14 protein-coding genes are annotated in these 13694 nt (G+C 36.0%); 11 read left to right on the top strand and 3 right to left on the bottom strand.

Annotation, left to right across the window (positions count from 1 at the left end; genetic code table 11):
- The first annotated feature begins 164 nt into the window (after positions 1 to 164).
- The 7 genes from ACEPXG_RS14655 to ACEPXG_RS14625 all read left to right on the top strand — a co-directional run bounded on the left by ACEPXG_RS14655 (position 165) and on the right by ACEPXG_RS14625 (position 7065).
- Positions 165 to 1184 (top strand): ABC transporter ATP-binding protein, encoded by a 1020-nt coding sequence (locus ACEPXG_RS14655; RefSeq protein ID WP_151701062.1) that lies wholly within the window; start codon positions 165 to 167, stop codon positions 1182 to 1184.
- Positions 1159 to 2127, top strand: coding sequence for an ABC transporter ATP-binding protein (locus ACEPXG_RS14650; RefSeq protein WP_391203864.1), 969 nt, complete (start codon positions 1159 to 1161; stop codon positions 2125 to 2127). Before ACEPXG_RS14655 ends, ACEPXG_RS14650 begins: the two co-directional genes overlap by 26 nt.
- A 40-nt stretch (positions 2128 to 2167) precedes the next feature.
- A complete protein-coding gene (locus ACEPXG_RS14645) occupies positions 2168 to 3811 on the top strand; it encodes an ABC transporter substrate-binding protein (RefSeq protein WP_391203861.1) in 1644 nt (547 codons plus the stop codon).
- Positions 3812 to 3878: 67 nt separating this feature from the next.
- A complete protein-coding gene (locus tag ACEPXG_RS14640; RefSeq protein WP_391203858.1) occupies positions 3879 to 4883 on the top strand; it encodes an ABC transporter permease in 1005 nt (334 codons plus the stop codon).
- A gap of 15 nt (positions 4884 to 4898) precedes the next feature.
- A complete protein-coding gene (locus tag ACEPXG_RS14635) occupies positions 4899 to 5795 on the top strand; it encodes an ABC transporter permease (protein WP_391203855.1) in 897 nt (298 codons plus the stop codon).
- Positions 5796 to 5947: 152 nt separating this feature from the next.
- Positions 5948 to 6121 carry a hypothetical protein gene (locus ACEPXG_RS14630; protein ID WP_391203852.1) on the top strand — a complete coding sequence of 58 codons (174 nt, stop codon included), beginning with the start codon at positions 5948 to 5950 and terminating at the stop codon, positions 6119 to 6121.
- Between the two features lie 215 nt (positions 6122 to 6336).
- Entirely contained in the window at positions 6337 to 7065 is a 729-nt protein-coding gene (locus tag ACEPXG_RS14625; RefSeq protein ID WP_391203849.1) for a hypothetical protein, read from the top strand.
- Positions 7066 to 7519: 454 nt separating this feature from the next.
- On the opposite strand, the gene ACEPXG_RS14620 is transcribed toward ACEPXG_RS14625, so the two are convergent.
- Positions 7520 to 8602, bottom strand: coding sequence for an FUSC family protein (locus ACEPXG_RS14620; RefSeq protein ID WP_151701056.1), 1083 nt, complete (start codon positions 8600 to 8602; stop codon positions 7520 to 7522).
- A gap of 22 nt (positions 8603 to 8624) precedes the next feature.
- Complete coding sequence (locus ACEPXG_RS14615) at positions 8625 to 9920, bottom strand: glutamate-1-semialdehyde 2,1-aminomutase (RefSeq protein ID WP_391203845.1); 1296 nt, start codon at positions 9918 to 9920, stop codon at positions 8625 to 8627.
- Positions 9921 to 10048: 128 nt separating this feature from the next.
- Here ACEPXG_RS14615 and bcp point away from each other — a divergent pair, with 128 nt between their 5' ends.
- The 3 genes from bcp to perR all read left to right on the top strand — a co-directional run bounded on the left by bcp (position 10049) and on the right by perR (position 12035).
- On the top strand, positions 10049 to 10531 hold the full coding sequence (gene bcp / locus ACEPXG_RS14610) for a thioredoxin-dependent thiol peroxidase (RefSeq protein ID WP_391203842.1): 483 nt from the start codon (positions 10049 to 10051) through the stop codon (positions 10529 to 10531).
- 3 nt (positions 10532 to 10534) lie between these two features.
- Positions 10535 to 11479 (top strand): D-2-hydroxyacid dehydrogenase, encoded by a 945-nt coding sequence (locus ACEPXG_RS14605; RefSeq protein WP_391203839.1) that lies wholly within the window; start codon positions 10535 to 10537, stop codon positions 11477 to 11479.
- A gap of 112 nt (positions 11480 to 11591) precedes the next feature.
- Positions 11592 to 12035: a peroxide-responsive transcriptional repressor PerR gene (gene perR / locus ACEPXG_RS14600; RefSeq protein ID WP_151701052.1), complete on the top strand. Its 444-nt coding sequence runs from the start codon at positions 11592 to 11594 to the stop codon at positions 12033 to 12035.
- A 35-nt stretch (positions 12036 to 12070) separates the two neighbouring features.
- Here the strand turns inward: perR and ACEPXG_RS14595 are convergent, their stop codons facing one another.
- Positions 12071 to 12415 (bottom strand): YgzB family protein, encoded by a 345-nt coding sequence (locus ACEPXG_RS14595; RefSeq protein ID WP_151701051.1) that lies wholly within the window; start codon positions 12413 to 12415, stop codon positions 12071 to 12073.
- A 132-nt stretch (positions 12416 to 12547) separates the two neighbouring features.
- Here ACEPXG_RS14595 and ACEPXG_RS14590 point away from each other — a divergent pair, with 132 nt between their 5' ends.
- The gene (locus tag ACEPXG_RS14590; RefSeq protein WP_391203836.1) at positions 12548 to 13411 is read left to right on the top strand and encodes a nucleotidyltransferase-like protein; all 864 of its coding nucleotides are present in this window, start codon (positions 12548 to 12550) and stop codon (positions 13409 to 13411) included.
- The last annotated feature ends 283 nt before the right edge of the window (positions 13412 to 13694 follow it).

Genomic DNA, 13694 nt, shown 5'->3' with positions numbered 1-13694 from the left:
ACTAATAAAATGTATGAAAATACAGATAGATTTGGATATTGACTAAGTAGAAAGGCATATGACTTTTGAATAAGCTATTGCATAAGTCGAAAAATTGTGTAAAATGTCTAGTATAGCACTTCAATAATAAGAAAATTCGGATTGTTACGAAAAGAGGGGTCATCATGCAGGAACGTGAAATAATCTTAGAAGTGAAAGATCTTCAAACTTCCTTTTTCACAGATGATGGTGTTATTCCATCCGTAGATTATATCGACTTTCATGTAAGAGAAGGAGAAGTTCTTGGAATTGTAGGAGAGTCAGGCTGTGGGAAAAGTGTTACATCGCTTTCGATAATGGGTCTAGTTCCTAGTCCTCCAGGAAAAATTACGAATGGTCAAATTTTATTTAAAGGGAAAGATTTAACGAAATTTACTGAAAAAGAAATGCGGACTATTCGTGGGAATGAAGTAGCAATGATATTTCAAGAACCTATGACATCATTAAATCCTTTATTTACAATTGGCAACCAACTAATGGAAGCGATTACTTTACATAAAAAGGAATGGAGCAAAAAGCAAGCCAAAGCAAGGGCAGTAGAAATGTTAAAACTAGTAGGATTACCAAGAGCAGAGGAGTTAATGAGAGACTATCCACACCAACTTTCCGGTGGTATGAGACAACGTGTAATGATTGCTATGGCATTAGTATGCGATCCGAAAGTGCTCATTGCGGATGAGCCAACGACTGCTCTTGATGTAACGATTCAAGCTCAGATATTAAAGCTAATGAGAGAATTGAATGAACGATTAAATACAGCGATTATATTAATAACACATGACTTGGGAGTTGTAGCAGAAACATGTCAACGGGTTGTTGTAATGTATGCAGGGAAAGTTGTCGAAGAAGGATTAGTTGAAACAATATTTAATAATCCTCAACATCCATATACAAAGGGGTTACTCGCTTCTGTTCCTGATATGCGGTATAAAAAACAGCGACTGTATTCGATTCCAGGCAATGTTCCAAAGCCAGGTACGATAAAGAATGGTTGTCGATTTGCAGCACGTTGTGATTCTGTGTTTGGGCGTTGTACGGAAGAAAGTCCTTCTTTATACGAAACATCTACTGGACATAAAACGAGATGCTTCTTATTCGATGAGAAGGAGGTAGGAGTAAATGACAAAACCGCTGCTACAAGTTGAAGGGTTAAAAAAGTACTTTCCTACTAATTCGGGATTGTTAGGGAAACAAACTGGTTTTGTAAAAGCTGTGGACGATGTGTCTTTTTATGTAAACGAGGGAGAAACATTAGGAATTGTTGGCGAGTCCGGTTGCGGCAAATCTACTACCGGGCGCATGCTTATGAGATTACTAGAGCCGACAGAAGGTAAAGTAACCTTTGATGGAAAAGAACTAACGAGTATTTCTAGTTCTGAGATGAGAAAAGCAAGAAGAGAAATTCAAATGGTTTTTCAAGATCCATATGCTTCTTTAAATCCGCGACATACGGTTGAGAAAATTTTAATGGAACCTCTTATCGTTCATAACATTGGAAACGCTAAAAGTCGTAAAAAGAAAGTATATGACTTTTTAGAAATTGTAGGGCTTAGCAGTTATCATGCGAAACGATATCCACACCAATTTAGTGGAGGGCAACGCCAACGTATAGGTATTGCTAGAGCATTGATGACAAATCCAAAGCTCATCATTGCGGATGAGCCAGTTTCAGCACTAGATGTGTCTATTCAAGCGCAAGTACTCAATCTAATGCAAGACTTACAGAAAGAACTAAAGCTAACGTATATCTTTATCGCGCATGACTTAGGGGTTGTGCGTCATATAAGTGATCGTGTAGGCGTAATGTATTTAGGTAAAATGGCAGAGCTAGCTACTAGTGAATCATTGTATGCAGAGCCTCTACATCCATATACAAAAGCATTACTTTCAGCGGTTCCCGTTCCCGACCCAAAGTTTAAAAGGGAGCAAATAATATTAGAAGGAGATATTCCGAGCCCTTCTAACCCACCAACAGGTTGTACTTTTCATACAAGATGTCCTTTTAAAATGGATGTTTGTACAACCGTTGTACCGAAACTAGAAGAAGTGAAGCCAGGTCATTTTGTTGCCTGCCATTTATACAAATAGGCAGTGCAACATTGATAATATAATTTACGGAGGGGTAAATTTGAGAAAAAAGAAAATATGGCCATTTTTGCTATTTATGATGTTAGCGGTAACTGTAGTGCTCGCTGCATGTAATTCTGATAAGTCTTCAGATAGCAAAGAAAACACGAGTAAGGATAATAAAGAAACTTCTAAGGGTGAGTCTGTATCTACAGGCAACAAAATACTCATCTTTGGTCGTGGTGGGGATTCTGTTTCATTAGATCCTATTGCTGTAACAGATGGAGAATCTTTCAAAGTTACTCAAAACATTTTTGAAACACTGTTAAACTTTGGGGAACAAGATACAACGATTCATGAAGGATTAGCAACAAAATGGGAAGCTTCAGATGACGGTCTTACTTATACTTTTACTTTGCGTGAAGGGGTAAAATTCCATGATGGAACAGACTTTAACGCAGATGCTGTAGTGAAAAACTTTGAACGTTGGGCAAACGGATCAGATGACCAATTCCCGTATTATGGATCTATGTTTGGTGGCTTTAAAGGGGATGAAGGTCACGTAATCGCTTCCGTTACTGCTGATGGCGACAATAAGGTTGTTTTTAAACTTACACGTGCACAAGCTCCATTCTTAAAAAATATTGCAATGAGTCCATTTGGTATTGCAAGTCCAACTGCCTTTGAAAAAGAAGGAGATAAATTTGGTGACAATCCAGTAGGAACTGGTCCATTCAAATTTGTTGATTGGAAACGTAATGATTCTATTACAGTTGAAAAATTTGATGGTTATTGGGAAAAGGGCTATCCAAAGCTTGATAAAATTGTGTTCCGTTCAATTCCAGATAACTCAGCTCGTTTAAATGCGCTACTTGCTGGTGAAATTGACTTAGCTGATGGAGTAAATCCAGCAGATGGTAAAACAGTGGAAGGGGATTCTAAATTACAATTATTCGAACGTCCTTCCATGAACGTAGGATATCTTGGATTAACAAATACACGTCCACCATTTGACAATGTAAAAGTACGACAAGCAATGAACTATGCAATTGACAAACAATCTATCATCGATGCATTCTTCGAAGGGCGTGCAGAAATTGCTAAAAACCCAATGCCATCTTCTATTAGTGGATACAATGATGATATTCCTGGTTATGAATATAATCCTGAAAAAGCAAAACAACTTTTAGCTGAAGCAGGACTTGCTGATGGCTTTGAAATGGAATTATGGGCGATGCCTGTTCCAAGACCATATATGCCTGATGGAGCGAAAGTTGCAGAAGTTATTCAGAAGAACTTAGCAGATATTGGCATTAAAGCAAAAATCGTTTCGTATGAGTGGGCAACCTATTTAGAAAAAGCTCGTAACGGAGAAGCAGATGCATTCATGCTTGGTTGGACTGGTGATAACGGAGATGCAGATAACTTCATCTACGTATTACTTGACGGTGATAATATTGGAAGTAATAACTATGCGTATTATGACAACAAAGACGTACACAAGATCCTAATTGAAGCTCAAACAGAAGTAGACGAGAATAAACGTATTGAATTGTATAAGCAAGCTCAAGAAATTATTTTTGAAGATGCACCTTGGGTACCACTTGCTCATTCAACTCCATTACTTGCAGGGAAAGCGGATTTGATAAACTTCTTACCACATCCTACTGGCTCTGATAAATTAACGAACGTCGACTTTAAGTAATAAGCTTGAAGGGGAGAGGTCTTCGTGATTTCTCCCTTTTCTTATTTATAAGAGAGAGGTGAAGACAATGCTTCACTATATCGGAAAAAGACTATTACAATTAATTCCTGTTTTGCTCGGTATGACCTTTCTAGTATTTATGATTATTCGGGCTATACCCGGAAACCCGGCACAAGTTATCTTAGGGCAGTTGGCATCGAAAGAAGCGATAGAAGCTTTAGAAATAAAGCTTGGTTTAAACAATCCTTGGTATACGCAATATTTTAATTATTTAGTTGGTCTCTTTAAAGGCGATTTAGGTGAATCGATGCGAACGGTTCAACCTGTTACGAAGGAAGTATGGCCCTATTTAGCAGCTACTTTTGAATTGGCATTTTTCGCTATACTTATTGCAGTAGTTATTGGCGTAAATGCGGGGATTATTTCTGCTTGGTTCCAAAATTCTTGGTTCGATTATTTGGCGATGGTAATAGCGTTAATTGGCGTATCCATGCCTATCTTTTGGCTAGGTTTAATGGAACAATGGCTCTTTGGAATTGAACTTCAGTGGCTTCCTACATCTGGTAGAGAAGAAGCGAGGGATCCTGTTTCCGCTATGACAAACTTGTATGTACTCGATACTATCCTCAATGGACGATTCGATCAGTTAGGACAAGTATTGAAACATTTAGTATTACCTGGTATTGCACTTGCAACTATCCCAATGGCTATTATTGCTCGTATGACAAGATCTAGTATGCTTGAAGTAATGCGTGCAGATTATGTTCGAACTGCACGAGCAAAAGGGCAAAAGATGTTTTGGGTTGTTTATAAACATGCGTTAAAAAATGCGATTATTCCAGTATTAACCGTTATAGGTCTTCAAATGGGGCTGTTACTTGGAGGAGCGATATTAACAGAAACCATATTTAGTTGGCCAGGTATAGGTAGATACATTTATGAAGCTATACAGTTCCGAGATTATCCAGTCATTCAATCAGGAATATTAATTGTAGCGTTTATTTTTGTCATGATTAATCTTTTCGTGGATATTCTATATGGACTAATCGATCCGAGGATTAAATACGACTAAAAAGGAGGAATAGATATGTCTGAAATGGTTCCGAATCCGCCTATTAATGCCGTTACGCATCCAGAGAAAACGACTGGACCTTGGTTCGATGCTTGGCGGAGTTTTAGTAAAAACAAAGTTGCACTTGTAGGAGCAATAATCGTTCTTTTCTTCATATTTCTAGCAATTTGTGGTCCATTATTTACACCACAAGGAATAAATGATCAGCTGTTAAAAGATCGTCTGTTACCTCCTTCTAGTAAGTATTGGTTTGGTACGGATGATTTTGGCCGTGATATTTTTTCCCGTGTCATTCACGGAGCAAGAATTTCGCTTGGTGTTGGATTCTTCTCTGTAATTGGGTCAGTAGTAGTTGGTAGTATTTTAGGTATTATTGCCGGCTACTATGGAAAATGGGTAGATATGATTATATCTCGAACTTTTGATATACTGTTAGCATTTCCAAGTATATTATTAGCTATTGCAGTTGTTTCTGTATTAGGTCCATCTTTACGAAATGCATTAATCGCAATTGCTATCATTAATATTCCTAACTTTGGTCGACTCATTCGTTCAAAAGTATTGAGTATTAAAGAAGAGGAATACATAACATCGGCGAAAGCAATTGGAATGAAAGATATACGTATTTTGTTTTCTCATATTCTCCCTAATTCCATGGCCCCTGTAATTGTGGCAGGAACGCTAGCTATAGCATCGGCGATTATTGAAGCAGCTGCTTTAGGGTTTCTTGGATTAGGGGCACAAGCACCAGCACCGGAGTGGGGGAAAATGTTAGCGGATGCCCGAGTAGTTTTAAGAAATGCACCATGGACGATGTTTTTCCCAGGAATTTCGATCATGCTTACCGTATTAGGATTTAACTTAATGGGTGATGGTTTACGAGATGCACTCGATCCTCGCATGAAAAATTAAAAAACGTGTCGGCAACCTAACTAGGTGACACATTCCAGACTACAGACAAACTAGATGAAAATCGAGTTTGTCTGTAGTTTTTATTATAAAATAGCTCTTTCGTAAAGTTTGTTGTTTTATGATACTTGAATAAAAATAAGGAGGTTCTTTAAATGCCGTGGATTATATTGGTAATACTATTTGTGTTGTATGTAATTTATAGTCTATCAACTATTAAACATCAACTAAAATTGATTGTAAAACATCTTGATGTCAAAGAAAAAGAGATAGTTAAAATTAGTGATGAAGAAATTGAAAAAGAATTAGAAGATGAATCGTCAAAATAGTAACAATCTATGCGAAAAGTTGTTTATTGCTGATTAATGAAACTTATCCCTTGTTAGGAACGTATACGGATCTATTATCCATTCGGATAACTCGTTAGTTCAATACCATAGGTTGTCTCGCAAACTCAGGTTCGTAAAAATATTCAAGGGTTCAGGTGTTTCCTGTTCTTCAATAATTAATAAAATTATGACTAGTTGAAACTGGGAGGGTGTCAATGAAATATTTATATGTTATTATCATACTTTCTATATTGAATATGAGTGGATGTTCTAACGATGGGTCTGAGAATGATTTAAAACAAGAAAATGAGCAATTAAAGAAGGAAAATGCAAAATTATCAGTAGCTAAAGAGGAATTAGAATTAGATTTGAAAATAGCTACTTTGGAGACATCTAGGAAAAATGATCAATTAACGAGTAAAATAACTTCCTTACAATTCGACAATGAAAGGCAGAAGGAATTAATTAATCGTTATCAGAAGGTATTTGAATTTCCCATTTCGAATAATCGTACCATCGCCGATGCTTTAAGTATCTTTTCACCTGATCACGTAAAAACCAATAACCAAATCGCTAATCTAATCGTTTCAGATGTAAAAACGGAAACAATTAATGACGCAACAGCTTATTTTATAAAATTCAAAGGTGAATTTGAAGTCAAAGGATCCATTATTCGAGGAGGAAGTGATTATTCCTTTATAGTGAAGGAGAATTTAGAGACCATGCCACACACATTATGGGAATTTGAAAAAGGAGTTATCTTCTTTGATATTAGAAATGATGAAGATTTAAGAAAATCATTAGGCGACAAATTAGATGATTTACCTGAAGATGGTCAACTAAATATAGTGGCAGTTTTTAAAAATTATTCTTATAATGAAATTCCTGAATCGGACTCTTTTCCGAGTTATGCTGAATTTGTAAGATTAGTATCAGAGAACTGATCTTTAAATTGAATTAGTCTGGGGTCTAGTGCAATAGGTCTCGCTTAAGGGTAAATTAGTCTCGAAGTGCCATAAAGTGTTAAACAATGCACCTGGTTATGCAATTCTTGAATTCTAAAAAGCGTTTTCTCATTAGACTTGGCACTAAAAAAAATAGATAGCCATCTATTAATAAAGAAGCGTTGAGTGGACGAAATTGCATCTTCGTCCGCTTTTAAAAGAATAGGAAAGTTTCTAATCTATCATTAACCAAACCTTATGCATCATGTCTTTAGATATTCCAAGAGGGCAACGGATAAACACCCGTAACAAGATTACCGTAAAAAATGGATCGTGAAGTGACGTAGTCACTTCACGATCCATAGCCCTAAAGGTAATAGTGTAGCCAATGTTTAGTCCAAAGCCTCCGGAAACGGTAAAGACCAGATGTACTTATAGGACGCTTAAACTATTCTTAGTAAGGAGTTTCTTCTATTTGAACAGTTAACTCCGAGTGATGAAAGTTTTGATAGGAAGTAATTAGTGTGTCGATATGTTCTAATTGCTCTTCGTATTTTAAAATAGATGATAATAAATGAAGTAGATGATAAGTTGAAAATTCTTCTTCAATACGAGTCAATGCAATTTGTTGTACAAAGATATCCATCACTTCTTGCCTCTGCATAAATGCTTCAGACCCGTTCCAATCCATATGTTCTGGTTTTAACTTTCCGATGAATTTCAAATGTAATTGTTCATGGTAGGTCAAAAGAGCATCTAAGCGTTCTTTTATCATCATTCGAAAATGCTCTGGAAGTCTTAAAAGTTCATTTTCATGGAGATGCAGCCTTTTTAAGACATCCAAACTTTTGTAGGAAGTAGTTATTAGTTCGCGGTAAACAACTAACTTTCGACCTTTTGTATGAATGGCATTTTTTGTATAACCGCGTTCTTCTTTAAAAAATAAATAAATTTGATCAATTCTACTAAGACGACCTTTTAGGTGGTTGATTGACTGTTTAGTAGAACTGTGATCGGAAGCCTGTCTAACAGCAATTCGAATCCAACGAATAATTTCATCTTGCGTATAGTGAATCGCATTGAATAGCTTCGTTTCAAACTTGGGAGGTAAGAATATTAAATTAACAATAAATGCGGATATAACACCTACAAGAATGGTAGAGAATCTTATTAATGCGAATGTAATAAAGGCATCGCTTTGCACTTCCATTATTGCAATTACAGTTACAAGTGCTAAAGAAATTGTTTTTTCAAGTTTGAACTTTAGCATAATCATAATTGCAATAATTGCAGCAAATCCTACCGCTATAAAATGATTCCCAAAAACAAGAGCAAAAATTACAGCTATTGCTGCTCCAATTAGATTAGATTGTACTTGCTCAATTACAGTCAAATAGGATCTATAAATAGAAGGCTGAATTGCAAAAATCGCAGCTATTCCTGCAAAGACAGGACTAGGTAGCTGGAGCAAGTCCGCAATGAATAATGAGAAAACGATCGCTACTCCAGTTTTAAATACGCGAGCTCCTAATTTCATTTAATCCTACCTTTCATTTCATTCATAATTGTTGCAATTGAGCAAATGCTCGGTCAACTGCAATAATCGTTTCTTTTATGTCTTCATCTGTATGAGCTGTTGTGATAAACCAGGCTTCGTATTTAGAAGGTGCAAGATTTATGCCTTGTTCCAGCATTAAATTAAAGAACTTACCAAACATTTCTCCGTCAGTAGCTTCTGCTTGCTCATAATTTACAACTTTTACATCCGTAAAATAAACAGAAAGAGCACCTTTTATCCGATTGATCGTAATCGTTATATTATTTTTTTCAGCAGCATCTAAAATGCCAGCTTCTAAAATTGCACCAAGTCTATCAAGTTCTTCATAAACACCTGGTTGCTGCAATACTTCTAGACATGCAATCCCTGCTTGCATAGACGCAGGGTTTCCGGCCATAGTTCCCGCTTGATAAGCAGGTCCAAGTGGTGCAACTTGTTCCATTATTTCTTTTTTACCACCGTAAGCTCCAATTGGAAGACCTCCACCAATAATTTTCCCAAGAGCAGTTAAATCAGGTGTTTGTTCGAGCATAGTTGACGCAGCACCATAATGAAAACGGAAGGCTGTAATCACTTCATCATATATAACTAAAGTGCCTTTTTCTTTTGCAATCTTGTGAACAAGTGGTAGGAATCCTTCATTAGGCTCTACCATCCCGAAATTACCTACAATTGGTTCAACTAGAATACAAGCTAGTTCTTCGCCCCATTTTTCCATAGCTACTTCATAAGCCTTTGGATCATTAAATGGAATTGTAATAACTTCTTCGGCAATCGCTTTAGGAACTCCTGCAGAATCGGGAGTACCAAGTGTAGCGGGACCTGATCCAGCTGCAACTAATACTAAGTCCGAATGTCCATGATAACAACCTGCAAACTTCATCACTTTCGTTCTTCCTGTATAGGCTCTAGCTACGCGAATAGTCGTCATGACAGCTTCCGTGCCTGAATTTACAAAACGTACTTTGTCCATGGAAGGAATAGCCTCTTTTAACATTTTAGCAAACGTCACTTCATGCTTTGTCGGTGTCCCATAAAGTAATCCTGTTTTAGCAGCTTGTGTGATAGCTTCTGTAATATGTGGATGTGCATGACCTGTTATGATAGGGCCATATGCAGCTAAATAATCGATATATTTATTGCCATCGACGTCATAAAAATAAGCTCCTTCCGCTCTATCCATAACGGTTGGAGCTCCTCCACCCACAGCTTTATAGGATCTAGATGGGCTATTTACGCCACCTACTATATGTTCAAGTGCTTCTGCATGTATTTGTTCAGATAAAATCCGTTCCAATTGTAAAACCTCCGCTTAATTTGTCTTTATCTATTGTAGTCAATTTTAATGAAAAATGCGAAAGAAAAATTGAACAAATTGGTAAACTTCGATACGATAGAGTCAGTAATAGAGGGAGGAATATCTATATGCATCTACTTGAAGGAATGATTGCACCTAAATTTTCATTGAAAAATGAGAGTGGGGAAATAATCTCGTTAAATGATTTTGCAGGAAAGAAATATGTCTTACTTTATTTCTACCCTAAAGATTCGACTCCAGGTTGTACGACGGAAGCATGTGATTTTAGAGATACGCATGATGCTTTTAGTGAACTGAATGCTGTCATTTTAGGTGTAAGTGCCGATGATGAAAAAGCACATTCAAAGTTTATCCAAAAGCACGGGTTACCCTTCTCATTATTAATCGACGATACACATGAAGTATCGGAAGCTTACGGTGTATGGGGTTTGAAAAAGATGTTTGGTAAAGAATATATGGGAATCGAACGATCTACCTTTTTAATTGATCCAACAGGAACAATTGCAAAGGAATGGCGCAAAGTCAAAGTAAACGGCCATGTAGAAGAAGCACTTAAAACATTAAAAGATATTTTAAACAATGGAGAATGAAAAATGAAGATATTGTTTTCTTTTTTACCTAAACCAAATCAACAAGCAAATTTAATAGAAGAATTTCCGAATGCAGAATTTATCTTTCAAAAACCATTTGATGAAGAAGCATTGAAATCTACAGATATATTCGTCACTTATGGCGAGGATTTGCATGCAAGTCATATTGCATCAGCGCACCAATTAAAATGGATTATGGTCGCTTCCGCTGGATTAGAAAAAATGCCTCTAAAGGAAATAGCTGATCGGAATATACTTGTGACGAATGTAAGAGGAATTCATAAAACACCTATGGCAGAATCGATTCTTGCCCATATTTTATCGATAAAAAAATCACTTCCGATAATTGCTGAAAATCAAAGAAACGCTGAATGGTCTAAAAAAGTGAATTCATCTGAGCTCTTTGGTGCAACTGCTTTAATAGTAGGTCCTGGAGCAATTGGTGGTGAAGTAGCGAGAATTCTGCAAGCTTTTGGTGTTCATACAATAGGGTGTAATCGAAGTGGAAAATCAGCAAATTATATGAATGAAATGATTTCTTTTTCTCAATTGGATGAGTTGCTTCCAACAGCGGATATTGTCCTTTCTATTTTACCTAGCACAACAGAAACTCGACATTTATTTACTTACGAGCATTTTCATTGTATGAAGCGAACAGCTATCTTTATGAATTTTGGTAGAGGCGACGTGGTGAAAGAGGAAGAACTGCTTCGAGCGCTAAAGGATGAGTGCATAGCGTATGCAGTGCTAGATGTCTTTGAAAACGAACCACTTTCAGAAGGACATCCTTTCTGGAAGATGGACAATGTGATTGTCTCTCCTCATGTTTCTAGCCATTCTTCACAATATGTCGTAAGGGCATTAGATATATTTACAAAAAACTTGGCGAAGTGGATAGAGGGAAACAATCGAATGGAGAACATAATTGATCTGGAAAAAGGGTATTAAAAAAGGTTCTAGCTTCCTTGTGTTTTAAATGTTTGACATCTCATGCTGTCCTTCACTATACTTATTATAACGATTATAAACTAATAGTAAATATGAAGAGGGGTGCATTGCGATGACGGAAGTACATTTAAGAGATGCTTTAGATACATTAAAATCAACTGGTGTACGTATTACACCTCAGCGCCATGCGATATTGGAATTTATCATCCAATCCATGTCACATCCAACCGCGGACGATATATATAAAGCACTTGAAAGTAAATTTCCAAGTATGAGTGTTGCAACTGTCTATAATAACTTGCGTGTTTTTAGAGAAGCAGGACTTGTAAAAGAGCTTACATACGGAGACTCTTCTAGTAGATTTGATTTCTCTACGAATGATCATTATCATATGATTTGTAATTCTTGTGGTAAAATTGTTGATTTTCATTATCCAGGATTAGATGAAGTGGAGCATTTAGCTTCTCATTTAACAGGTTTTGATGTTAGCTCACACAGAATGGAAATATACGGAGTTTGTCCAGATTGTAAAGAACAAGCAACAAAAGTTCAATAAGAAAACCGAGCGTAGTTGATACGCTCGGTTTTTTATTATCTCTTTCTATTTAAAGATTGATCGAATTCCTGTCCTTCCAGTGTTGGATCAAGTGTTAATGGTTCTTTGCAGTACATACACATATCTACTCTACCTAAAACCTTTGTATGCTTTCCACAGTTTGGGCAAACTACTTGAACAGCTTTAGTAGAAAGTAAACCAATCCATCCATAGACAGCAGTACTTGCTATAATAGAGACTACTCCGAGTATCATGAAGATCGCAACAAGAACTGGATGTTCTTTAAAGATTATTGCACCGTACATAATGATGAATCCGAAAAATACAAGACCAAGTGCAAAAGAACGTATTCGATTTATTTTGTTTTTATAGGGTTTCATTTTCATCCTCCTAATTTCTACATACACTATATCATATTTTTAGTTTAAAATAATGAATTGAACTATTCTTATAGAAGGATATATAAGATAGTTGTCGAAAAACTTATAATAAGAAATAAAGGAGGCGCCATTTTGGAAACATTATTGAGACCCATCTATCAAGAGAGAGCAAGTGAAGCAAATACTTTAGGTATTATTTATGTAGAAAAACGGGAAGAAGTTAGTCCAATTACCGATACGTTTGATTCCATTTTATTTATTTTAACGAAGGACGCCGATCAACCTATTTTTACAAAACATTATACGTTCAACGATAAAAAAGCAGCAATGCATGTAATAACAGAGAAACAGTTAAGAAAATGGTTATTGCTTGGGTCGAATCCTAAATTAGTAGATTGGTTAATTAATGGTAGAGTTGTTTTCGATCGAAATGAGTATATAGAAGATTTAAGAAGAGAGTTAGATGAATTTCCGATTAACGGAAGAAAAGTGAGAATGGGAATTGAATTTGCAAAGCTAAGTAGAAGATATTTAGAAGCAAAATTGTTTTTTGAACAGCAAAATTTTTTAGATGCATATACTCTTATAGTAGAATCTCTGCATCATTTAGCCCGCTTAGCTGTTTTCGAACATGGAATGCATCCTGAAGTTATGGTTTGGAAACAAGTAAAACAATTAGATCCATCTATTTATAAATTATATGATGAGCTTATTTCTAGTGAGGAATCTTTAGAAAAAAGATTAGAACTCTTATTTTTGGCGAGTGAATTTTTAATCCATTCTAGAATAAAAGAGGGATCACAGCATATATTAGAAGTGCTTACTTTGAAAGAATGTTGGACAATTCAAGAGATTCACGAGCAAGAAGAACTGAAAAACTACTCCGTGGATTTAGAAGTTTTTATTGAGTTTTTAGTAGATAGAGGATTTATATTCATCGAAAAAAAGCCAACTAAAAGCGATGAAATCATGCATAGATACTATAAAGTAAAGTAATTTTCTAAAGAGAAAAAAACGGACGATTAATTTGTTCGTTTTTTTTGTTGACAATATTATCGATTTCATTGTATTATAATAAGCGTCGTCAAAAACGTCACAAAAAAATATTGACGAAAAAGTTTTTTGCAAAACTTCTTGACTCATCGGTTGAAAGATGATAAATTAGAGAAGTCGCAAAAAACGACATAACAAAATGAACATTGAAAACTGAACATGCAAAACGTTAAGACATACAGCTCGAAAGACTAACTTCGGTTAGTCCGACAGCAAAACAATTTGG

The organism is Psychrobacillus sp. L4 (genome assembly GCF_042944905.1).
Taxonomy (GTDB): Bacteria; Bacillota; Bacilli; order Bacillales_A; family Planococcaceae; genus Psychrobacillus.
The sequence above is the reverse complement of the archived record's forward strand: the minus strand, read 5'-3'. Positions and strand labels throughout refer to the sequence as shown.